Raw genomic sequence first — 22751 nt, 5'->3', positions numbered from 1 at the left:
CTCGTTTCGGTGATGCGAGAGGGCCGGCCAGGAGGCAGGCCCGTCCGGTTTACTCCAGCGCGCTTGCGGGCCCGAAGAACTCATGGCGTAGCTGCTGGGCAGGCACGCCAAGTGCGCGCAGTTGCCGACGAACCGCCGCCATGAATGGTTTCGGACCGAGGAAATACGCATCCAGGTCGCGCTCTGCCGGTAACCAGGCGTCCAGTCTTGCTTCGGTCAACAGGCCAATGGCGTCTGGTTGATGCTCATCGCCACGGTGTTCGTCGTAGCAATAAAAACGCTTTAGCTGGACGTGCTGCTCGGCGAGCTGGTCGATGGTCGAGCGGAATGCGTGGGCTTCGGCGTTGCGTGCGCAATGGATGAAGTGAATCGGTCGGCTGGTGCCGATGGCGGCTTCGAGCATCGCCAACGTCGGGGTGATGCCGACGCCGCCACTGATCAGTACCAGCGGTTTGTCGCTGTGCTGCAAGATGAAATCGCCAGCCGGTGCGAACAGCTCCAGCGTCTCGCCAAGCTGCATTTGATGTAGCGCATTGGAGGCCACGCCGCCGGGTTCGCGTTTGACGCTTATCCGGTAGTCACGACCGTTGCTCGCCGCCGATAACGAATAGTTGCGGCGGATCTCCTGGCCATCGACCAGCAGGCGCAGCCCGATGTACTGACCCGGCTCATGCGCCACCACGGGCTCGCCATCCTCCGGTTCAAGGTACAAAGAGGTGATTTCTTCGCTCTCAGGCACCTTGCGCGCGATCCGGAAACGCCGCGCGCCGCGCCAGCCTCCGGGTGCATCGGCGGTCTCGCGGTAGAGCTGTTCTTCGGTGCCGATCAGAATGTCGGCGAGCTGCTGGTAAGCGGCACGCCATGCGTCGATGACTTCATCTGTGGCGATCTTGGCGCCGAGCACTTCGCGGATCGCTCGCAGCAGGCATCCGCCCACAATCGGGTAGTGCTCCGGCAGAACCTGCAGCGCGACATGCTTGTTGACCACTTGTGAAACCAGCCCGCCGAGCTGATCGAGGCGGTCGATGTGTTTGGCATACATCAGCACGCCATTGGCCAGCGCACGCGGCTGGTCACCGCTGGCCTGATGAGCCTGGTTGAACAGCGGGCGAACCTCTGGGTGCTCGGCCAGCATCAGTTTGTAGAAATGGTCGGTGAGGGCTTCGCCGCCGCTTTCGAGCAACGGGACGGTGGCGGTGATAAGGGCACGGTGTTCGGCGCAAAGCATGGAAAACTCCAGTTATTGGTAACGCTGTCTCTGTTTTGGCAGCGTGGCGGCCAAGCGTCTCGGACAGGTACTGGAGCTGCTTCAATAATCGTTCCAGGCTGGAATTGACCAGAATCAAGGGCTTGAAGCGAATCGTGGGTACTTCCTACCCTGTGGATATGGGTTTTTAGAACCTTGGTGGGTCTTTTGCACCGAATGAGTGGTGTCGATCAACAGGCAATCGAACCGTCATCAACCGAAGCGTTCTATAACTTCAACTACCGATGAACAGAGGGAGGCAACATGGAGAACTACCACATCACGCACGATGACGATCGCTGGGTACTGCGTGAGGAGGGCGATAAACGCGCGCTGCTCGAAGCGTCGACGAAGGAAGACATCATCAACGAGACCCGTGATTACATGAAGCTGCGAACCGCCTCGGTGAAAATTCATACCCTCGACGGCAAGATCGAAGAAGAACGAACCTACCCGCGGGACCAGGACCCACGCGCCACCAGGGGCTAAGACTCAGCTCGGTTGCAATTCGCCCTGGCGCTGAGACTGACGTTCACCCAGCGTGACCGCCCAGCACGCGAGAATGAAGGGCATGCTCAGCGGCGGCAGGCCGAGCTGGTCGAAAAACAGCCGAAAGATGATCGCCAAGCCGATGCCCAGTGCTGGCGCCAGTGCCGAGTGGTGAACCTGACTCAGCGCCAGAGCGGCCAGCGCCGGGTTGTAGCCAGCCAGCCCGGCCAGCGCTGATGGCTCGGAAGCGCCGCCCAGCAGTGCCATAAATATGCCAACTGCCGAGCCGCACAGTGTCCATACGGCAGCACGCCGATCAGCCAACAGCAACGCCGCGAACAGGCACAGCCCCGCCCGCGGATCGGCCAGAAACAGCACCTGGCCCACCCCCCGCATTATTCCACCCAATGCGCCCCAGCCATCCAGCTGATGCTCGGGCATGCGTGCCTGGACAACGCTTTCCAGAACACCTGACAGGCCCATGGCCAACCATCCGAGCAGGACGAAGGAGAGGGTGAAACCCGGCAGGCTACGCCGTTCACGCATCCGTCTGAGCAGGAGGTGCTGCACGGCACTGGACAACGCGCCAGTGATGATCACCAGCAAGCAGGCGAGCGGCGCCAAACCGAGCATCAGCGTGATCAGAAGCCCCAGTAGCGCGGCGTTGTAGCCGTACAGACCGGTTTCGATATCCTCAGGTGGGTAACCGAGACGCCACGCCGACAAGGTACCGCCCAGCAGGCCGAGGAGGGCGCCAGCCAGCAGCGCACGATCATGCAGACCGATCGCAAACAGGATCAGCAGCCCGCAGCCGAGATGGCGCTGCAAGAAGACCTGGCTGATGCCGTTTAGCATCGAGCGCAACAGGTACGAAAAACGAGTGGGCATGAGCATGGCGTGAGAAAAGAGCGGACGGACCCATATGGGCGGAGCCGGGCTCCGCCCATGAGGTGTTCTGGGAGGGTCAGTTGAGCGTTTCGATACGCAGCGAGTTGGTGGTGCCAGACTGCCCCAGCGGCACGCCCGCCGTGATCACCACAGTGTCCCCGGTGCCCGCCATGCCCTGGGCACGGGCCAGTTCGAGCGCATTGAGGCAGACATGCTCCATGTCATACATGCGTGCATCGATCACCGAGTACACGCCCCAGGCCACGGTCAGCTTGCGTGCGGTGGTCAGGTTCGGCGTCAGGCTCAGGATTGGCGTGGCCGGTCGCTCGCGCGAAGCGCGCAGGCTGGAGCGGCCTGATTCGGTGTAATTGACCAGCACCGCAACCGGCAGAATGCCGCTGATCCGGCGAATGGCGCAGCTGATCGCATCGGGCAGCGTAGCCTCCGCGCTTGGCCGATTGACGTCCAGCTGAGCCTGGTAGTCCGGGCCGCTTTCCACCTGGCGGATGATCTTGCTCATCATGCTCACCGCTTCCAGCGGGTACTCGCCGGAGGCGGTTTCCGCCGAGAGCATCACTGCATCGGCGCCTTCGGCCACGGCGTTGGCCACATCAGTGACCTCGGCACGGGTCGGGGCTGGGGAGAAGCGCATGGATTCGAGCATCTGCGTCGCCACCACCACCGGTCGGCCCAGCTGGCGACAGGTGCGGACGATGTTGCGCTGGATACGCGGGACATTTTCGGCGGGCACCTCGACCCCCAGGTCGCCACGCGCCACCATAATCGCGTCACACAGCCGCGCAATCTCGCGCAGGTGCTGCACAGCCGAGGGTTTCTCGATCTTTGCCATGAGGAAAGCTCGGTCGCCGATCAGTTCGCGAGCTTCATGAATGTCCTGTGGTCGCTGCACGAATGACAGCGCCACCCAGTCGACGCCCAGCTCCAGGCCAAATGCCAGGTCGCGCCGATCCTTCTCGGTCAGCGGGCTCAGCTCCAGCACCGCCTCTGGCACGTTGACACCCTTGCGGTCGGACAGCTCACCGCCGGCCACCACACGCGTCTCGATGGCATCAGCGTGCTTGGCCGTTACCGTCAGGCGCAGACGGCCATCGTCAACCAGCAGGCTCATGCCGGGCTGAAGGGCGTCGATTATTTCCGGATGTGGCAGGTTGACTCGCGTGATGTCTCCCGGCGTCGAGTCGAGGTCCAGACGCAGCGTTTGCCCACGCTTGAGCTGTACCTTGCCCTCAGCAAAACGACCGACGCGCAGCTTGGGCCCCTGCAGGTCCATGAGGATGCCGATCGGCTGGTTCAGCTGACGTTCCACTTCGCGGATCCAGCCGAAGCGTTCGGCATGGTCGGCGTGCTCGCCATGGCTGAAGTTGAGGCGGAACAGGTTGACCCCGTTTTCCACCAGCTCGCGCACATCCTCGATGCTGCGCGTGGCAGGGCCCAGGGTGGCGAGAATCTTGACCTTCTTGTCGGGTGTCATGGCAGGCTCTATCGGCAGTTGTGGTTAGGGACCCTGCTTGCCGGTGTCCCGCTAGCGGGACACCGGCAGGATCAGAATGGCGCGGAAATCGTTGACGTTGGTCCGCGTCGGGCCGGTCATCAGCAGCGCATCGAGCGCCTGGAAATAACCGTAGCCATCATTGTTCGCCAGGGCATCGGCAGCGCTGTGGCCCAGCGCCTCGGCGCGGGCGTAGCTCTCGGGCGTCATCAAGGCGCCGGCATTGTCTTCCGAGCCGTCGATGCCATCGGTATCGCCCGCCAGGGCGTAGACATTCGGCAGGCCCTGCAGAGTGTCCGTCAGGCTCAGAAGAAACTCGGCATTGCGGCCGCCGCGGCCATGGCCGCGCACGGTCACCGTGGTTTCGCCGCCGGAGAGAATGACGCAGGGCGGCTTGATCGGCTGACCATGCAGCACGACCTGACGGGCGATGCCGCCATGAACCTTGGCTACATCGCGCGCTTCACCTTCCAGATCGCCGAGAATCAGCGGGGTGATGCCTGCCGCACGCGCTTTCTCGGCCGCCGCGTCGAGGGATTGCTGAGGCTTTGCGATCAGCTGGAAGTGGCTGCGAGACAGGCAAGGGTCATCCGCCTTGACCGTCTCGGAACGAGGATCTTCCAGCCACGCGCGAACGTTCTGCGGAATCTCGATGTGGTAGCGCGCCAGAATCGCCAGCGCCTGGGCCGAGGTGGTCGGGTCCGCAACGGTTGGGCCAGAAGCGATCACTGTGGCCTCGTCACCCGGCACGTCGGAAATCGCGTAGGTATAGACGCTCGCCGGCCAGCAGGCCTTGGCCAAACGGCCACCCTTGATCGCCGAGAGGTGCTTGCGCACGCAGTTCATCTCGCCGATGTGCGCGCCGGAGCGCAGCAGCGCTTTGTTGATGGCCTGTTTGTCGGCGAGGCTGATGCCTTCGGCCGGCAGCGCCAGCAGGGATGAGCCGCCGCCGGAGAGCAGAAAGATCACCCGGTCGCTTTCTTCGAGGTTGCTGACCATTTCCAGCACGCGGCGGGCGACGCGCTCACCGGCATCGTCCGGTACCGGATGCGCGGCTTCAACCACCTCGATCTTGCGGCAGTCAGCGCCGTGGCCGTAGCGGGTCACCACCAGTCCTGAGAGCTCGCCTTCCCAGACCGCTTCGATGGCTTCAGCCATGGCGGCAGCTGCTTTGCCTGCTCCGATGACGATGGCGCGGCCGCTGCGGTCTGCCGGCAAATGGTCGGCCAACACCTGGCGCGGATGGGCGGCATCGATGGCGGCGGTGAACAGGTCGCGCAGGAAGGCTTGCGGGTCGAGGTTCATGTACAACTCCATCTATTAGGTCAGGTGCCCGATTCCAGACCTTAGGGCTCGGTTATGCAAGTACAAAAGGCAAGTCCTAAGGTTTGGAATCGACCCACCCGGCAGTCAGGCCGTGACTCCTCGTGCCGAGCAGGTCGAAAGGGGTGCTGCCCGAGGGCAGCGATCGGATCGCAGATGCGCAGGGCTGAGGTTGTGGGGGACGCTGTGATTCCGGCCCTACGCAACGCCAATCCGACCCTTTGAGCATTGCTGTGCCAAACGTTGCGGTTCCCACCACCTGGTCTGTCTGTCCCTGAAGGTGGGCCGCTTGGCTCGGCGCAACGTGCTCGAAGGCTGACGTTTCTGTTTAATCCTTGCGAATCGAGAAGTTGGCCATGTGCTCCAGCCCCTTGATCAGCGCCGAGTGATCCCAGCCGCTGCCACCGATGGCTGCGCAGGTGCTGAAGACCTGCTGCGCGTTAGCCGTGTTGGGCAGGTTCAGGCCCAGCTCGCGGGCACCGGCCAAAGCGAGGTTCAAGTCCTTCTGGTGCAGGCTGATGCGGAAGCCCGGATCGAAGGTGCCCTTGATCATGCGCTCGCCATGCACTTCGAGAATCTTCGAGCCGGCAAAACCGCCCATCAGCGCTTCGCGGACACGCGCCGGGTCGGCGCCGTTCTTCGCGGCGAACAGCAGGGCTTCGCCCACCGCCTGAATGTTCAAGGCGACGATGATCTGGTTGGCGACCTTGGCGGTCTGGCCGTCGCCATTGCCGCCGACCAGGGTGATGTTCTTGCCCATCGCCTGGAACAACGGCAGGGCGCGGGCAAAACTGTCCTCGCTACCACCCACCATGATCGACAACGTTGCGGCCTTGGCACCGACTTCACCGCCGGAGACCGGGGCATCCAGATACTGGGCGCCGGTGGCGTTGATCTTTTCGGCAAACGCCTTGGTGGCGCTGGGTGAGATCGAGCTCATGTCGATCACCAGCTTGTTCGGGCCGACGCCCTCGGCAATGCCGTTCTCGCGGAACAGCACGTCTTCGACATGCGGGGTGTCCGGCACCATCACGATGATGAACTCGGCTTCCTGCGCCACTTCCTTCGGGTTGGCCAGGGCAACGGCGCCTGCCTCGAGCAGCGCGGTCGGGGCCGCATCGTGGTGAGTTGAAACAAAAAGGCTGTGGCCAGCTTTCTGCAGGTTCTGAGCCATGGGCAGGCCCATGATGCCGGTGCCGATAAATCCAATCTTAGCCATGAGGTTTTTCTCCTTCGATTCGTTCAGGTCGGGTCAGATAGCGTTATGCGCTTTCATCCAGCCGAGGCCGGCTGCGGTGGTGGTGGCCGGCTTGTACTCGCAACCGACCCAGCCTTGGTAACCGATGCGGTCCAGGTGCTCGAACATGAAGCGGTAGTTGATTTCGCCAGTACCCGGTTCGTGACGGCCGGGATTGTCGGCCAGCTGCACATGGTTGATCGCCGCCAGGTGGGTCTCGAGGGTGCGCGCCAGGTCTCCTTCCATGATCTGCATGTGATAGATGTCGTACTGCAGGAACAGGTTGGTGCTGCCGACCTTGTCGCGAATCTCCAGCGCGTGGGAGGTGTTGTTGAGGAAGAAGCGCGGGATGTCGCGGGTATTGATCATCTCCATGACCAAGCGGATGCCTTCTGCTTCGAGCTTCTTCGCCGCGTAGCGCAGGTTCTCGATAAAGGTCATCTCCAGCTTGCCGAGGTCGGCGCCCTTGGGTGCGATACCGGCCAGGCAGTTGATCTGGCTGTTGCCCAGGACCTTGGCATAGGCGATGGCCTGGTCGACACCGGCGCGAAATTCATCGACCCGCTCGGGATCGCAAGCAATGCCGCGGTCGCCGTTGGCCCAGTCACCGGCCGGCAGGTTGAACAGCACCTGGGTCAGGTTGTGGGCGTCCAGGCGCGACTTGATCTCTTCGGCCGGATAGTCGTAGGGAAAGAGGTACTCGACACCGCTGAAGCCGGCTTCGGCAGCGGCGGCGAAGCGGTCGAGGAAGTCCAGCTCGGTAAACAGCATGGACAGGTTGGCGGCAAAGCTGGGCATGGGGTTTCTCCTTTTTTGTCTGTAGGGACAATCCGGTGATGCTCGTGGTGGTTGCGCGACGCGCAGCCATCCGGGGTGTTGCGTTTGCGGTGGATATGCTTCGCGATATCCACCCTACGAGTCCGAGCTGTTCCCGCCGTAGGGTGGAAGACGGCGAAGCCTCTTCCACGCGTTGGTGGCAGGTCGCGCTCGGTGTAACGATCAATCCAGCAGCGCGACCGCAGTCGGGGCGTCTTCCCGGCCTTCGGCCAGCGGTTCGAATTCGTTGATGGCGTCGATCTCGGTGCCCATGGCGATGTTGGTCACGCGCTCCAGAATCACCTCGATCACCACCGGCACCTGGTGCTCGGCCATCCAGGCCTGGGCCTGGTCGATAGCGGGGCGCAGGTCTTCCTGGCGGAACACGCGGATCGCCTTGCATCCCAGGCCCTCGACCACCGCGACGTGGTCGACGCCGTAACCTTCCATGCCACTCTGGTCGGCGTTGATGTTCTCGAAGCCCAACTGCACGCAGTAATCCATCTCGAACCCGCGCTGCGCCTGGCGGATCAGGCCGAGGTAGGCGTTGTTCACCAGGATGTGGAGGTAGGGCAGCTTGAACTGCGCACCCACGGCCAACTCCTCGATCATGAACTGGAAGTCGTAGTCGCCCGAAAGCGCCACCACCTTGCGCGTCGGGTCCGCGGCGACCACACCCAGCGCGGCCGGAATGGTCCAGCCGAGCGGGCCGGCCTGGCCGCAATTGATCCAGTGGCGCGGCTTGTAGACATGCAGGAACTGCGCGGCGGCGATCTGCGACAGGCCGATGGTGCTGACGTAGCAGGCGTCGCGGCCAAAGGCGTTGTTCATGCATTGGTACACGCGCTGCGGCTTCATCGGCACCGAGTCGAAGTGCGTCTTGCGCAGCATCGTGCGCTTACGCTCCAGGCAGTCGGCGGCCCATGCAGTACGGTCCGGCAGTTGGCCGGCGGCCTTGCGCGCCTTGGCAACCTCGACGAACAGCTCTAGCGCGGCCCCGGCATCGGAGGTGATGCCGAAGTCCGGCGAGAACACCCGGCCGATCTGGGTCGGTTCGATATCCACGTGCACGAAGATGCGGTCCTTGGTGTAGACGTCGACCGAGCCGGTGTGGCGGTTGGCCCAGCGGTTGCCGATACCGAGCACGAAGTCAGAGGCCAGCATGTTGGCGTTGCCATAGCGATGGCTGGTCTGCAGCCCGCACATGCCGGCCATCAGCGGATGGTCATCGGGGATCGAACCCCAGCCCATCAAGGTGGGGATCACCGGCACGCCAACGGTTTCGGCGAACTCCAACAGCAAGGCTTCGGCTCCGGCGTTGTAGATACCGCCACCGGCGACGATCAGCGGGCGCTCGGCGGCGCAGAGCATGTCGATGGCTTTCTCGACCTGTTTGCGCGTGGCGGCCGGCTTGTAAACGGAGAGCGGTTCGTAGGTGTCGACGTCGAATTCGATCTCGGCCATCTGCACGTCGAACGGCAGGTCGATGAGTACCGGGCCGGGACGACCGGAGCGCATGACGTGGAACGCCTGCTGGAATACGCGCGGCACCAGTGCCGGCTCACGCACGGTCACGGCCCACTTGGTGACCGGCTTGGCGATGGATTCGATGTCCACAGCCTGAAAGTCTTCCTTGTAGAGGCGAGCACGTGGCGCCTGGCCGGTGATGCAGAGGATCGGTATCGAGTCGGCCCAGGCCGAGTAGAGGCCGGTGATCATGTCGGTACCGGCCGGGCCCGAGGTGCCGATGCACACGCCGATGTTGCCGGCCTTGGTGCGGGTGTATCCCTCGGCCATGTGCGAAGCGCCTTCGACGTGGCGAGCCAGAATGTGACGGATGCTGCCGTCGGCACGCATGGCGGAATACAGCGGATTGATCGCGGCGCCGGGGATGCCGAAGGCGGTATCAATCCCTTCCTTGCGTAACACCGCTACGGCGGCATCGATTGCTCTCATTCGGGCCATGGGTCGTTTCCTCTTCGGTAACTCGATAGTTTTTATACGTGGCTCAAGCATGAAGGGCTGGCCGGAACGAGGGAATTGGCCGAAACTTCAGTTCTGTCGATATCAGGAGTATCGAATGGATCGCTATACAACCTTGCACAGCTTTGTGCTGGTCGCTGAAAACGGCAGCTTCGCCGCTGCGGCGCTGAAGGAGGGCGTGACGCCGGTGGTCATGGGGCGCCGGCTCGATGCGCTGGAGCGGCACCTGGGCGTCAAGTTGATGCACCGCTCGACGCGCGGGCTGGCGCTGACCGACCTGGGCGAGCAATACCTTGAGCGTGCCCGCGGTTTGCTCAAGGACTTCGATGAAGCGGACGCCAGCATTAGCCACGACCGCACTTCGGTACGTGGGCACTTGGTAGTCTCGGCGCCGGCGGCGTTCGGCCGGCGGCATATCGGCCCGCACGCGCCGGCCTTTCAGGCGCGCTACCCGGACCTGCAGCTGTCGTTCAACTTCACCGACAGCGTGGTCGATCTGGTGCGGCACGGTTACGACATGGGCATCCGCATCGGCGAGGTGACCGATCCCAACTATGTCGCCATCAAGCTGTTTCCCAACCGCCGTGTGGTCTGTGGCTCGCCTGACTACTTCGAGCGCCAGGGCGTACCGCGCACGCTGGAAGATCTGGCGCGACACAATTGTCTGGCGTTCAACCTGCAAGGCGGACAGCAGCGCGGCTGGACCTTTTTGCGTGACGGCAAACAGGTGGCGGTGCGGGTGGCGGGGAATCTCGACTGCAATGACGGTGAGCTCTTGTTTGGTTGGGTCAAACAAGGACTGGGGATTGGTTGGCGCTCGACCTGGGAGATTCAGGCCGAGCTCAAGCGCGGTGAACTGGTCACGGTGCTCGACGAATTCGCCTTGCCGGCCTACGACATTCAAGCGGTGTACCCGCAGCAGCGCTATCTGCCGGCCAAGGTCCGCTTCTTCATCGATTACCTGAAGCAGATTTACAACGCGCCGGGTTACTGGGAGGTCCGCTGAGTCGAACCACGCCGGTCTGCGTCTGGTCGTAGGGTGGATGTCGCGAAGCACATCCACGCGCTGCGGCCGTCAAACCATTGCAGCCTATCGTCAAGAGGTGCCCAGTGGATCAACTGAAAATCGCCACCTTCAACATCAACGGAATCCGTGCCCGTCGGAGCAACCTGCTCGAATGGCTGGAGCGCGAACAGCCGGACGTGGTGTGCTTGCAGGAGCTCAAAGCGCAGGACGCCGACTTCCCCATTGATGACATTCGTGCCGCCGGTTACGGCGCTATCTGGCAGGGGCAGAAATCGTGGAATGGAGTGGCGATCCTGGCCAAGGGCGACGACCCGCTGGAGATCCGCCGAGGTTTGCCGGGCGATCCGGACGATACCCACAGTCGTTATCTCGAAGCCGCCGCCCATGGGGTGATCGTCGCCTGCCTCTATTTGCCCAACGGTAATCCGCAGCCGGGACCGAAGTTCGACTACAAGCTGAGCTGGTTCGAGCGCTTCATCGAGCATGCGGCTGGGTTGTTCGCTAACGGGCACCCGGTGGTGCTGGCGGGCGACTACAACGTGGTGCCCACCGACGAGGACATCTACAATCCGCGCTCCTGGGCCAAGGATGCGTTGCTGCAACCGGAAAGCCGTGAGTGCTTCCAGCGCCTGCTGGATCAGGGCTGGACCGATGCGTTGCGCGCCAAGTACCCGGACGAACGCCTCTATACCTTCTGGGACTATTTCCGCCAGCACTGGCAGAAGAATTCAGGGCTGCGCATCGATCACCTGCTGCTGAGTGCCGACCTGGCGCCACGGCTGGTCGACGCCGGGGTGGATCGCTGGGTGCGTGACCAGGAACATGCCAGCGACCATGCGCCGACCTGGATAACCCTTCGCGCAGAAGTCGGGCAGGATAAACAACCGCCCACCCGCCGCAAGGCCAAGGGCACGGCCAAGTAATGCACAGGTGTCGGACTCTGGGTTCGGCGCCATTCCCTTCCACTGGAGCCGCTAGCCATATGCAACGCCCGCGTCGTGCTCCCGTCTGGATAGCGGCCTTCGCCGTCTTGCTGCATCTGTGCTCGATGCCGCTGATGGCTGCCCATATGCGGGCCATGGCTATGGCCGGTGGGCATGATGCGATGGGCCAGTCGGGCCAGCACCATGTGGTGAAGGTAGACCAGCATCACGGTCATGCCAGCGAGCCCGCGCCGGCGCAGAGTCATCATCAGGGTATGCCTTGCTGCTGTGCCGCGGGGTCGGCCTCGCTGGCAGCTATTCCAGCCGGCTCGCCAGTATTGCTTCATCCTCGGCTGGTGCCGCTCGGCAACTTGCCTTCGGTCATCGCATCGCTGTTATCGCCGCGATATCGCTGGCCGAGCCTGAACCCCCGGGCCTCTCCTTTCGCTTGATCGATCAAGTCTTGTTTGTCCGGTAGCCGCGGGTGGTTGCGTTCGCGCCGCTGTTGGTTGCTGGCCCTTGCTGCAGGCCTGTTTTCCGGCCGGCAGCGCGAAAATACGGCCCCGCCTTTGTAGGCGCGAGCTTGCTCGCGATCTGATCCATTGCTGCGCTATTGATCGCAGCAAACTGGCTCTTACAGAGAAGCTGCTGCCGTTTCGATCGAGTAAGTAGTCATGACTTCAAGTACCGCTGGCGCCCACCATGAGGCGCCACTCCTGGCTTCCCGAACACAGCACCCACTGCTGGCGTTATTGATTCGTTTGCATCTGTACGTCGGGCTGCTGGTCGGCCCGTTCATCTTCGTTGCTGCCTTGAGCGGCCTGGTCTATGCGTTGACACCGCAGCTAGAGGACCGGCTGTACGCCGAGCAGCTCTACAGCGACAGCACCGGTTCGCCGCAGCCACTGGCTCGGCTGATCGAGGCGGCCCAGACCTATATCGGCGAAGCGGCGACCCTGTCGGCGGTACGTCCGGCACCGCAACCGGGCACGACTACGCGCGTAATGTTTCAGGCGCCAAGCCTTGGCGCGTCGGAAAGTCGCGCCATATTCATCGACCCGGTTACAGCTGAGATTCGGGGCGACCTGCTCGTCTACGGCACGAGTGGCGTGCTGCCGTTGCGCACATGGCTCGATCAGTTTCACCGCAGCCTGCTGTTGGGCGAGCCAGGGCGGTTGTACAGCGAGCTGGCAGCGTCCTGGCTGTGGGTCGCAGCACTGGGTGGCTTTGCGTTGTGGTACATCCGGCGGCGGCACAGCGGAGGTCCGGTGCGCTCAAAAGGGCTGCGACGTTGGCACGCCTCGCTCGGTTTGTGCCTGCTGGCCGGGCTGCTGTTCTTCTCCGCGACCGGGCTGACCTGGTCGCGCTGGGCCGGCGGCAACATCGGTGTTGCGCGAGCCGCATTGGGCATGTCGACCCCGAGTGTCTCGACCGCACTGGATGGCGAAACGCCCGCACCTGCGGGCGAACATGCACACCACACCGGAATGGCCATGTCGGCGCCCCGAGTGGCAGCACCGGAGATGTTTGATCAAGTCCTTAGCGCGGCCAGAGCGAGCGGAATAGACGCTGGCAAGGTCGAGATCGTCCCGGCTGCCGGACCAGATCGCGCCTGGACGGTGACTGAAATCGACCGCAGCTGGCCCACTCAGGTCGATGCCGTCGCGGTCGACCCGCGCACGCTGCGCATTACCGATCGCACGGATTTTTCCACCTTCCCGCTGGCAGCCAAACTGACACGCTGGGGCATCGATGCGCACATGGGCTCGCTGTTCGGCCTCGCCAACCAGCTGTTGCTTGCTGCGACAGCGCTGGGATTGGCGGTTCTGGTGGGCGTTGGCTATCTGATGTGGTGGCGGCGTCGCAGGCTGCACCGGGCGGGCCGCCAGGGCATGGTCGATGTGCTGCGACAGCTTTCGCCCCGAGCCAAATGGGCAACCGGTGCGGTCGCGCTGGGTGTTGGCTACTGCCTGCCGGTACTGGGTGGCAGCCTGCTGTTGTTCCTTGTTGGGGACGTGCTGCTGGCGCTCCCGAGGGGTGCCAGGTCCGGCGAGGTTCGGCGCACCGAAGAAGCCTGACCGGATGCTGATAGTTCGACCCTGAACCTCCGATGAGCCGACTGTCGGCAGGAACACCGCGTCTGAGTTGCTACAGTAGTATCGGAGCAACTGTTCAGAGGCCGCTCTGGGAAGGCGCGGCTATCTGACGCTGTTGGTATTCACACGGCAAAGCATGGCTGCCGTGGTAGAGGAGGGAGACCATGTCTGATGATCTGAAGCCGAACCATATCGATCGCTTTACGGTAATCGACGATCCGGTATCGATCCTACTTCGGCTAGAGGCCGCTAACCTTTCGGTCAGCGAAATGCTCACCGAAGCGCTTCATGCGGTGCGCATGCATCTGGGTATGGAGGTAGCGTTCATCAGCGAGTTTCGCGGTGGAAGCCGTGTGTTCCGCTACCTTGATGGCAACTTCGTGCCACTGCAACTCACCATCGGCGGCTCAGATCCGCTGGAAGACAGTTACTGTCAGCGTGTTTTGGACGGTCGCCTGCCCGAGTTGATCCAGGACGCGGCGCTCCTGCCCGAAGCCCTAGCCATGCCAGTGACCAAGGCCCTGCCGGTTGGCGCGCATCTCAGCGTGCCGCTGCGTTTCAGCGATGGTCGCCTTTACGGGACCTTCTGCTGTTTCAGCACGACCGCTGACGGCACCCTCAACGAGCGTGATCTCAATACGTTGAGGTTGTTTGCCGCTTTTGCCGGGCGGTTGCTCGAACGGCATGCGCTCAGCGAGATGCGCTGCGCTGAAATCCATAGCCGCATCCAGTCAGTGCTGGAGGGACGGGCGTACTCGGTGATCTATCAACCGATCATTCATCTGCTCGAAAACCGGATCGTTGGTTACGAAGCTTTGGCGCGTTTCAGTGCAACGCCGGCACGAACCCCCGATCTGTGGTTCGCCGAGGCGGCATCGGTCGGCCTGCAAGCGGAACTGGAAATCGCCTTGATCGAGGAGGCGCTCAAGGGGCTCACTTTTCTGCCGGAACAGACCTACATGTCCCTGAACGTTTCGCCGGCTACGGTGCTAACTGGGGGTCTCGCTGCAACGCTTGCGCGTCAGCCGCTGGACCGGTTGATCCTTGAAATAACCGAGCATGTGTCCATCGGCGATTACGAGACTGTCGCTAATGTCCTCGAACCACTTCGAGAGCAGGGCCTGAGACTGGCAGTGGACGATGCGGGAGCGGGTTTTGCCAGCTTTCGCCACATTCTCAAGCTCAAGCCGGACGTAATAAAGCTCGACGGTAGCCTGATCCGCGACATCGACAGGGACATCGAGTGCCGGGCGCTGGCGGCCGCATTGATTCGCTTCGCGGAGGAAACGGGCAGCAAGGTCGTGGCCGAGTGCATCGAGACTGAAGCGGAGTTGGCGGTACTGCGCGAGCTCAAGGTCAACAAGGCGCAGGGCTTCTTGCTCGGTCGCCCAGCCCCCATTACCGGTCCGGTTTCTGCGGCGGTCGATGGATCATTCGTCGCTCGCTGAGCCGGTCAGTCAACTTACCAGGACTCGCTTTGCCAACCGCTAGCACCTGGTACGCACGGTGCGCCGACAGCTGTGTAAACGAGCAATGGCGGCGCTGATCTACGCCCGATGAGGCTCAAAGGCTTTAGTGCCGGGTAAACCGACGGCGGAGCGACGTAACCAGAGACCGATCATCCGGAATACTCAGCAAGACGTCCGAAACAAACCACACTGGCGACAAGTCTTAACCGTGCAGCGGGGGCCAAGCGTTAACCTCGTTGCGGATAAGGTCATCTACTCAAGCCGTCGAAGCGAAACGCCTAATTCACCGGAGGTGTGAATGCTGCAGAACGTTCGGTTGGGCCCTGAAGTTTTCGAAAACAGGGGTGACGCGGCCTTCATGCTGCGGGACATAGAAGCAGCGGGCCACTCGGTGGGCGACATGCTCTGTGAGGCGCTGCGCTCGGTGCGTTCGCATCTGGGGATGGATGTCGCGTTCGTTGCCGAGATGGTGCAGGGCTTGCGGGTGTTTCGTCATGTGAGCGGTCGGGACGACCCGCCACCGATATGTGTCGGAGGCTCTGATCCTCTCTCCGACAGTTACTGCCAGCGGGTCGTTGACGGCCGATTGCCGCAGTTGATCCCGGACACCAGCAAGCTGCCCGAAGCGGTGGCCCTGCCAATCACTGCCATCCTCGGCATCGGCTCCTATATCGGCGTGCCGATCCGCTTCAGCGATGGCCGGCTATACGGCACCTTCTGTTGCTTCAGTTCCAAGCCTGACGGCACGTTGAACGAGCGTGACCTGGACACCCTGCGGTTGTTCGCCGATTTCGCCGGCCGGCTGCTCGAAACGCAGGCTAGCGAGCAACGAGAGCAGGAGGAGCGGCTCGCACGGATCAATGGCGTACTGAGTGAGCAGGCCTACAACGTGGTGTACCAGCCTATCTTCAACGTACTACGGAACAGCGTGGTCGGCTACGAAGCGCTGGCGCGTTTCTCTGGCGAACCGCAACGTACCCCCGATCTCTGGTTTGACGAGGCCGAGCAAGTCGGTCTGCAGTGCGAGCTTGAGATGGCGTTGGTTAAGGAAGCATTGAAGGGGCTGGGTAACATTCGCGCAGACTGCTACCTGTCCATCAACGTCTCGCCGGAAACCATTCTGGCCGGCGCAGTCGGAACAGTGTTGCAAGGCCAGCCGCTGGACCGACTGATGCTCGAGGTGACCGAGCATGCTTCGGTTCGTGACTATGACCAGATTGCCGAAGCGCTCGCGCCGATGCGAGCCAAAGGCCTGTTATTGGCTGTTGACGATGCAGGTGCTGGCTATGCGAGCTTTCGCCACATCCTCAAGCTCAGGCCGGACGTGATCAAACTCGACGGCAGCCTGATCCGTAACATCGACAGCAACCGCGACTGCCGAGCACTCGCCTCGGCACTGATTCGTTTCGGCCAGGAAACTGAGTGCAAGATCGTCGCCGAGTGCGTCGAGACCGAGGCCGAACTGGCCATTCTGCGGGAACTGCAGGTCAGTAAGGCGCAGGGCTATCTGCTTGGCTGCCCGCTGCCGTTGGGTGGCGGGCAAATGATCTAGACGAGCCGTGGCGGGTAGCTGCAGCCTGTCTGGCTGCAACTATCAGTGAGTCAGGTTCTAAGGGCTCAGTTACCCCGGTAGGTCGAGAAACCGTATGGGCTGAGCAACAACGGAATGTGGTAGTGCGGCACCGTGCCGTCCACTTCGAAGATCACCGGGACTTCCGGGAAAAAGCTCGTGGCGTCGTGCGCCTCGAACCAGTCACCCGTCTTGAACGTGACACGGTAGGTGCCTTTTTCCAGCGGTTTGTCTTCTGGGTACAGCGCGGTAATGCGGCCCTGCTGGTTGGTCACTCCATCATTCAGGGCAGTCCACTGCTTACCGTTCTGCTTTTCCAGCGTGACTTTCACATCAGGCGAGGGCAAGCCATCGTTGAGGTTGAGCACATGCACGCTGAGCGGGTTGTCGGCAGCCATGGCAAGGCTGGAAAGGCTGGCAAGAACGAGGCTGGCGCAAAGGGTTTTCAAAGAGTTCATGGTTGTTCTCCGATCAGGATTTGGAAGGCATTAGTTGAGCGATCGCCTGGGTGGCGCAGGCTTCGTCGGTTTCGGCGCCGCCGGCACCGGCTACGCCGATTGCACCAATCACCTCGTCGCCGACCCGCAGCGGAACGCCGCCGCCAAGCAGCAGCAGTTCATCGAAGGTGTTGAGATTGACGGCGTCCGGGTTGTGACGCGCACGCTCACCGAACAGACGGGTCGGCGTCTTGCTCGACAGCGCGGTGTAGGCCTTGCGCTGTGCTGCGATGGTGTTGTGCGGACCGACATTGTCATCACGCTGCAGCGCGACGAGGTTGCCGCCGCGATCGACCACTGCCACAGCGGCAGTACGGCCGTCGGCATGGCAGGCGGCCATGGTCGAGTCGAGCAGGGCGTTGGCCAGTTGCAGCGACACGTTCTGCTGGCTGACAGGTTGCGGTGTGGCGGCCAGAGCCTGGGCACTGGCAAGCGCCAGGCCGAGCAGCGACAGGGGAACAATGCGCATCGGTTTTTCCTCAATGGGCTCCGTGGAGCAGGTGGCGCCATCCTGTGCTGGCGGCCCCGTCAAACCCATTGCCGGCGGATTACGTATTTGTAATGGGATAAACGCTCTGGCCGGCCTAGCCTATGCGCCTCGTCCGGGAGGTACAGATGCGCATACTGGTGGTGGAAGACGAATTCAAGACAGCCGATTACCTGCGCAAGGGCTTGAGCGAATCCGGCTATCTGGTGGAGGTCGCGCTCAATGGTCTGGACGGCCAGCACCTGATTCAGGAGAGCGAGTTCGACCTGATCATCCTCGACGTCATGCTGCCCGGCATCGACGGCTGGCAGCTGTTGCAAATCGTGCGGCGCAAGGCGCAGACGCCGGTCCTTTTCCTCACCGCACGCGATGCCGTGGAGGATCGGGTCAAGGGCCTCGAACTCGGCGCTGATGACTACCTGGTGAAGCCGTTTTCCTATGCCGAGCTGCTGGCGCGGGTGCGCACCTTGTTGCGTCGCGGGCCGCCGCGCGAGGTCGAGCATTTCAGGGTGGCAGATCTGGAGCTGGACCTGCTACGCCGTCGCGTCAGCCGCAACGGCGAGCGGCTGACGCTGACCAACAAGGAATTCGCGCTGCTGCACCTGCTGCTCAGCCGTGAAGGCGAGGTGCTGTCGCGAGCGCAGATCGCTTCGCAGGTCTGGCAGATGAATTTCGACAGCGACACCAATGTCGTCGACGTCGCGATACGCCGGCTACGGGCGAAGGTGGACGACCCTTACCAGCCCAAGCTGATCCATACCGTACGGGGCATGGGCTACCTGTTGGAAGTGCCGGAATGAAGCTGCTGCCACGCTCGCTGAGCCTGCGTCTGGCGTTGATGTTTGCGCTGGTCGGCACGGCGCTGCTGGGGGCCATCGGTTTTTATCTGTACCAGTCACTGGAGCGCGAGATCGCCTGGCGCGACGATCAGGCCCTGCTTGGGCGATTGGAGCGAATGCGTGCTCTGCTCGATGACAGCGATAGCATCGAAGCGTTGCGTCAGCGGCCTCAGCTCTACGCCAATATGCTCGGTAACCGGGACAATTTGCTCTGGGTGCTGGGAGAAGGCGGCCGAGCGCTGATCGAGATCAATCCGGTGCAGTTGGCGATCCCGCAGCTGCCTCTCGAGGCGCAGCCGCAACTCGATGACCTTGGCGCCAAGGCGCGCCTGGCCTGGGTGCACATTGAGCGGGCGGAGGGCGGCCTGACGCTGATTGCCGGCAAATTGCTGGCCGAGCGTCAGCAGATGCTTGCGGCGTACCGCCTGAAACTCTGGTTCGCGCTGGCTGCCGGCGCGCTGCTGGCTTTTCTGTTGGGCTGGCTGGTGAGCGAGCGGGGGCTGCGACCAGTGCGTCAGCTGACCCGCCGCGCATTGGCTATCGACGTCCAGCACCTGCACCTGCGAATCGACGATTGCGCCGAGTTCAGTGAGCTCCGGGCCTTGAGCGATGCACTGAACCAGATGCTCGCGCGGCTGGAGGCGGGCTTCACCCAGCTGTCGCGGTTCTCCGAAGATTTGGCGCACGAGATGCGCACCCCGCTCAGCAACCTGATGGGCCAGACCCAACAGGCGCTGCGCCGGGTTCGTTCGCTGGAGGATTACCAGAGCCTACTGGCGTCAAATCAGGAGGAGTACGAGCGTCTGGCGCGCATGATCAACAACATGTTGTTTTTAGCCCGCACAGAGCAGGTCGATGTTTCAATTCACCGGCAGGACATCGACCTGGCCGAAACCGTGGAACAGCTCGGTGATTATTTCGAGGGCGTTGCCGAAGAGCACCAGATGTGGGTAGTGAACGAGGCGAACGGCAGCCTGCACGCCGATCCGGATCTGCTGCGCAGGGCGCTGGCCAACCTCATCGCCAATGCGCTGCGCTATGGCGCGACGGGAACGGGGGTCTGCGTGAGCTGCGAGCGTACGGCTGACAACGTGGTGATCACTGTAGAAAACAGCGGCGAGCCGATTGCAGCCGAACACCTGCCGCGGTTGTTCGACCGCTTTTATCGCTGCGATCCGTCCCGTGCCGAGCCGGGCGACTCCGGCGGGCTGGGGCTGGCAATCGTACGATCGATCATGCAGTTGCATGGCGGTGAGGTGCGGGTGACAAGCGACGCATCAGGCACCTGCTTCAGCCTGTCCTTTCCTCGTTGAGCGCGGCTTCCACCGGGCGGCTCGGCTGAACCTTTGTCGAAACGGCACAGTCGACTCAACAGGTTGGCCGTGTTTGTTCCGGCCTGTTCACAAGCCATTAGGAGGACTTTTCATGGATACCCAAGACACCATTTCCGTACTCAATGATCTCATCGAAACCTGCAAGGACGGTGAGAAGGGTTTTCGCGAATGCGCGGAGGACCTGAAGAATCCGCAGCTCAAGACCACCATGAACGAGCGTGCCCAGGGTTGCGCGACTGCAGCCGCCGAGCTGCAGCAGTTGGTACGCGCCATGGGCGGCGATCCGGAAACCTCCACCAGTACTGCCGGTGATATGCACCGTCGTTGGGTCGACCTCAAGACCAAGATCACCGGCAACGATGATCAATCCATTCTCAACGAGTGTGAGCGTGGCGAGGACGTCGCCCTCAAAAGTTACCGCAAAGCGCTGGAAAAAGACCTGCCCATGGATGCGCGTTCAGTCGTGGAGCGCCAGATGCAGGGTGTACAGCGCAACCATGATCAGGTTAAAGCACTGCGCGACGCCGAGCGCGCCCGTAGCTGATCGATCGATATAGTGAGTGAAGAACGCCGGTCCTAGTGCCGGCTTTTTTTGTCGCGCACGGAACACCAGTCACGTGAGCTAGTGCTTCACGCCAGCACAGCTTCCGCCGTGCTGATGAACGGTTCGTACTGGTAGAGCTGCTCAGCGGACATCGGCCGGCTGAAGTGATAACCCTGCGCGATGTCGCAACCGGCCAGCTTCAGGTAAACAAGCTGATCACGCGTTTCGACCCCCTCGGCCACCACGGTCAAACCCAGACGTTTCGCCAGGGTGATGGTGGAGGAGACGATGGGGTTGTCGTCGTAGCTGTTGGACAGCGGGGCGATCAGCGCACGGTCTATCTTCAGCGTGCTGAGCGGCATCGAGTGCAGGTGGGCGAAGCCCGCATAGCCTCTGCCAAAGTCGTCAAGGCTGATGTGCAGCCCGGCTACCCGCAGCCGTTCGAGATGCTCGACCGCCATTCCTTCATCATCCAATACCACCGTTTCGGTAATCTCCAGCTCGAATTGCCAGGCTTCGATCCCACGCTGCGCCAGCTCGCTTAGCAGGCGCTCGCTGAAATCCGCCTGGCGCAGCTGCATCGCCGAGACGTTGACCGCCAACCGTGAACGGCGCCCTTGCGCCCGCCAGTGCTTGAGCTCTTCGAGTGCCAGGCGAATCACTTCCCAGCCGAGCGCAACGATGAAGCCGCTGCGCTCGGCCAGCGAGATGAAGCGATCCGGGTAGAGCAGGCCGAACTGCGGGTGTTCCCAGCGCACCAGCGCTTCGTAGCCGGTGACCTGCATCGAATCCAGCTGGATCTGCGGTTGGTAATGCAGGACGAACTGTCGTTCGCTGAGCGCCGCGACCAGCGACTGCTCCAGTGAGAACTCGTTGATGTCCGACAGGTTCAGCGAGGGGTCGAAGAATCGATACTGACCACGGCCGCACTGCTTGGCCGAATACATCGCCGCGTCAGCGCAGCGGATCAAACCGTCGACCTCCTGACCGTCCCGAGGGCAGATGCTGACACCGATGCTCGGGCTGGTGTTGACCTCATGTTCATCGAGGGCATAGACAGCGGTGAGCTTGTTCACCAGATCGCGCACCCAGGTATCAATCTGTTCTTCGCTGCGGTCACCCGCGAGCAGTACGACGAATTCATCACCGCCAAAGCGCGCCGCCTGGTCGCCCGGCTCCAGCGCGCGGCTGATCCGCCCCGCCACGGCCTGCAGCAGCAGATCTCCGACCTTGTGCCCCAGCGAATCGTTGATCGATTTGAATCGATCCATGTCGATGAAGAGTATCGCCATCAGACGACGCTGGCTGCGCTGGCGAGCCAGGGTTTCAGCGCAGATATCCATGAACTGCCGGCGATTGTGCAGGCCGCTCAGGTGGTCGGTAGCGGCTGCATGGGTGCTGCGCCGATGCTCGTCCTCCAACCGGCTGATCAACTCCTGGTTTATTCGATGCGCCTGCTCAAGTGCGCAAAACGCCTCATGGCGTTTGTGCAGCAGCCGGATCGTCCAGAACATTCCGCCGAGGATAACCAGCGTCATGCCCAGGTTGATCCAGAGCTGACGGCTGAAGCTGCGCTGTTGCGCATCGAGGATCTCATTCACCTGCTGGCTGACGACCACGCTGAAACCGCTGTCACGAACGCGGCGGTAAAGGCTTTGATATTCGTCCCCAGCGCCATACTGAGTGACCCTGCCTGCATCCTTCCCTGCGGGCAGTCCGGGCGTCAGACGTTTGCCCGTTATGACAATTCCGTCGTTGCTCAGGTACAGCCGCTCCTCGTCGGTGCTATCCAGCAAATGCAGCAGCCCGGTATCGCCAAGTTCACTGTTGTGCAGCAGCGCGGAGAGGTAGCCGACGTCCAGCTCCACCAGCAAGATGCGCTCAAGCTCCAGCGAGCGGGGGTTCGCCAGTGGCAACAGAAACGGCAGCCGCCCGTTCGTCGCCACTGGCTCCTGTTGCGAGTCGGTACGTCGGGGCAGGTAGGGTTTGTTGCCGTATTGCGCGGTGTGGGCACGGAATTCCCCGAGCCATTGCTCCGGCAGTGGCAGAGTGTCGGTCGAGTGGGTGGAGGCGAGTGGTTGGCCGTTCAGGTCGTAGAGGCTTGCATGCTCAAGCATCGGGTCAGTGGCCAGCAGCTGAGTGATGCCTTGGCTATCAGGCGTCTGGTCATGCGCAGCGCCGAATGAGAGCGAGCCGACTATCTGTGCATGGTCGACGAGTTGCCGCAGATGCTCCGCCGCCATACTGGCCAAACTGAGATGCTCGGCGGCCTTGGCTTGCAACGCCCCCTTTCTAGAGGACTGCTCCTGATGCCAGCAAAGTCCCCACAAGAAAACCAGCGTCACGATACAGAGCGAAAGCAACAGGAGCTGAGGAAACTTGGGAGATGACAGAAACCGTCGAATCACGGTAGGGCACTCGATTGCGTGGTGATATCAAAATATCATCACTGCATGTCATGAAGATGACGGTA

At 62.3% G+C, this 22751-nt stretch carries 20 protein-coding genes; 10 read left to right on the top strand and 10 right to left on the bottom strand.

The features are described 5' to 3' along the window. Positions 1–49 precede the first annotated feature (49 nt). Positions 50–1228, bottom strand: coding sequence for an NO-inducible flavohemoprotein (gene hmpA / locus AAGW23_RS05300; RefSeq protein WP_342405300.1), 1179 nt, complete (start codon positions 1226–1228; stop codon positions 50–52). 282 nt (positions 1229–1510) lie between these two features. Here hmpA and AAGW23_RS05295 point away from each other — a divergent pair, with 282 nt between their 5' ends. Continuing rightward, positions 1511–1735: a DUF2188 domain-containing protein gene (locus AAGW23_RS05295; RefSeq protein ID WP_102835803.1), complete on the top strand. Its 225-nt coding sequence runs from the start codon at positions 1511–1513 to the stop codon at positions 1733–1735. A gap of 3 nt (positions 1736–1738) precedes the next feature. On the opposite strand, the gene AAGW23_RS05290 is transcribed toward AAGW23_RS05295, so the two are convergent. From AAGW23_RS05290 to gcl, 6 genes are all read right to left on the bottom strand, one after another. Further along, positions 1739–2623 carry an urea transporter gene (locus AAGW23_RS05290; RefSeq protein ID WP_342405299.1) on the bottom strand — a complete coding sequence of 295 codons (885 nt, stop codon included), beginning with the start codon at positions 2621–2623 and terminating at the stop codon, positions 1739–1741. 76 nt (positions 2624–2699) lie between these two features. After that, a complete protein-coding gene (gene pyk / locus AAGW23_RS05285; protein ID WP_342405298.1) occupies positions 2700–4115 on the bottom strand; it encodes a pyruvate kinase in 1416 nt (471 codons plus the stop codon). A gap of 51 nt (positions 4116–4166) precedes the next feature. Beyond that, positions 4167–5438 (bottom strand): glycerate kinase, encoded by a 1272-nt coding sequence (locus AAGW23_RS05280; protein ID WP_342405297.1) that lies wholly within the window; start codon positions 5436–5438, stop codon positions 4167–4169. A gap of 346 nt (positions 5439–5784) precedes the next feature. Beyond that, on the bottom strand, positions 5785–6675 hold the full coding sequence (locus AAGW23_RS05275) for a 2-hydroxy-3-oxopropionate reductase (protein WP_342405296.1): 891 nt from the start codon (positions 6673–6675) through the stop codon (positions 5785–5787). Between the two features lie 33 nt (positions 6676–6708). Then, positions 6709–7491: a hydroxypyruvate isomerase gene (gene hyi / locus AAGW23_RS05270; RefSeq protein WP_342405295.1), complete on the bottom strand. Its 783-nt coding sequence runs from the start codon at positions 7489–7491 to the stop codon at positions 6709–6711. Between the two features lie 201 nt (positions 7492–7692). Then, positions 7693–9474: a glyoxylate carboligase gene (gene gcl / locus AAGW23_RS05265; RefSeq protein ID WP_342405294.1), complete on the bottom strand. Its 1782-nt coding sequence runs from the start codon at positions 9472–9474 to the stop codon at positions 7693–7695. A gap of 115 nt (positions 9475–9589) precedes the next feature. On the opposite strand from gcl, the gene AAGW23_RS05260 reads away from it, so the two are divergent. The 6 genes from AAGW23_RS05260 (at position 9590) to AAGW23_RS05235 (ending at position 16559) form a co-directional block, all read left to right on the top strand. Beyond that, positions 9590–10498 carry a LysR family transcriptional regulator gene (locus AAGW23_RS05260; protein ID WP_342405293.1) on the top strand — a complete coding sequence of 303 codons (909 nt, stop codon included), beginning with the start codon at positions 9590–9592 and terminating at the stop codon, positions 10496–10498. 104 nt (positions 10499–10602) lie between these two features. Then, on the top strand, positions 10603–11442 hold the full coding sequence (gene xth, locus AAGW23_RS05255) for an exodeoxyribonuclease III (protein WP_342405292.1): 840 nt from the start codon (positions 10603–10605) through the stop codon (positions 11440–11442). A gap of 59 nt (positions 11443–11501) precedes the next feature. After that, the gene (locus AAGW23_RS05250; protein ID WP_342405291.1) at positions 11502–11894 is read left to right on the top strand and encodes a DUF2946 family protein; all 393 of its coding nucleotides are present in this window, start codon (positions 11502–11504) and stop codon (positions 11892–11894) included. A gap of 222 nt (positions 11895–12116) precedes the next feature. Continuing rightward, the gene (locus AAGW23_RS05245) at positions 12117–13520 is read left to right on the top strand and encodes a PepSY-associated TM helix domain-containing protein (protein ID WP_342405290.1); all 1404 of its coding nucleotides are present in this window, start codon (positions 12117–12119) and stop codon (positions 13518–13520) included. Between the two features lie 182 nt (positions 13521–13702). Then, positions 13703–14986, top strand: a complete 1284-nt coding sequence (locus AAGW23_RS05240) for a sensor domain-containing phosphodiesterase (protein WP_342405289.1) — start codon at positions 13703–13705, stop codon at positions 14984–14986. A 319-nt stretch (positions 14987–15305) separates the two neighbouring features. Next, positions 15306–16559 (top strand): sensor domain-containing phosphodiesterase, encoded by a 1254-nt coding sequence (locus AAGW23_RS05235; protein ID WP_342405288.1) that lies wholly within the window; start codon positions 15306–15308, stop codon positions 16557–16559. A 65-nt stretch (positions 16560–16624) separates the two neighbouring features. On the opposite strand, the gene uraH is transcribed toward AAGW23_RS05235, so the two are convergent. Together uraH and AAGW23_RS05225 are read right to left on the bottom strand one after the other, a co-directional pair. Next, positions 16625–17035: a hydroxyisourate hydrolase gene (gene uraH, locus AAGW23_RS05230; protein ID WP_342405287.1), complete on the bottom strand. Its 411-nt coding sequence runs from the start codon at positions 17033–17035 to the stop codon at positions 16625–16627. 13 nt (positions 17036–17048) lie between these two features. Then, entirely contained in the window at positions 17049–17543 is a 495-nt protein-coding gene (locus tag AAGW23_RS05225) for a heme-binding protein (protein WP_342405286.1), read from the bottom strand. 146 nt (positions 17544–17689) lie between these two features. On the opposite strand from AAGW23_RS05225, the gene AAGW23_RS05220 reads away from it, so the two are divergent. The 3 genes from AAGW23_RS05220 (at position 17690) to AAGW23_RS05210 (ending at position 20278) form a co-directional block, all read left to right on the top strand. Beyond that, complete coding sequence (locus AAGW23_RS05220) at positions 17690–18361, top strand: heavy metal response regulator transcription factor (protein WP_342405285.1); 672 nt, start codon at positions 17690–17692, stop codon at positions 18359–18361. Then, complete coding sequence (locus AAGW23_RS05215; RefSeq protein WP_342405284.1) at positions 18358–19713, top strand: heavy metal sensor histidine kinase; 1356 nt, start codon at positions 18358–18360, stop codon at positions 19711–19713. Before AAGW23_RS05220 ends, AAGW23_RS05215 begins: the two co-directional genes overlap by 4 nt. A gap of 112 nt (positions 19714–19825) precedes the next feature. Further along, complete coding sequence (locus AAGW23_RS05210) at positions 19826–20278, top strand: PA2169 family four-helix-bundle protein (RefSeq protein WP_342405283.1); 453 nt, start codon at positions 19826–19828, stop codon at positions 20276–20278. 86 nt (positions 20279–20364) lie between these two features. Here AAGW23_RS05210 and AAGW23_RS05205 read toward each other — a convergent pair whose 3' ends face one another. Beyond that, a complete protein-coding gene (locus AAGW23_RS05205) occupies positions 20365–22686 on the bottom strand; it encodes an EAL domain-containing protein (protein ID WP_342405282.1) in 2322 nt (773 codons plus the stop codon). Positions 22687–22751 lie beyond the last annotated feature (65 nt).

The organism is Stutzerimonas chloritidismutans (assembly GCF_038562055.1).
Classification (GTDB): domain Bacteria; phylum Pseudomonadota; class Gammaproteobacteria; order Pseudomonadales; family Pseudomonadaceae; genus Stutzerimonas; species Stutzerimonas chloritidismutans_A.
This window is presented reverse-complemented; position numbering and strand designations above follow the sequence as displayed.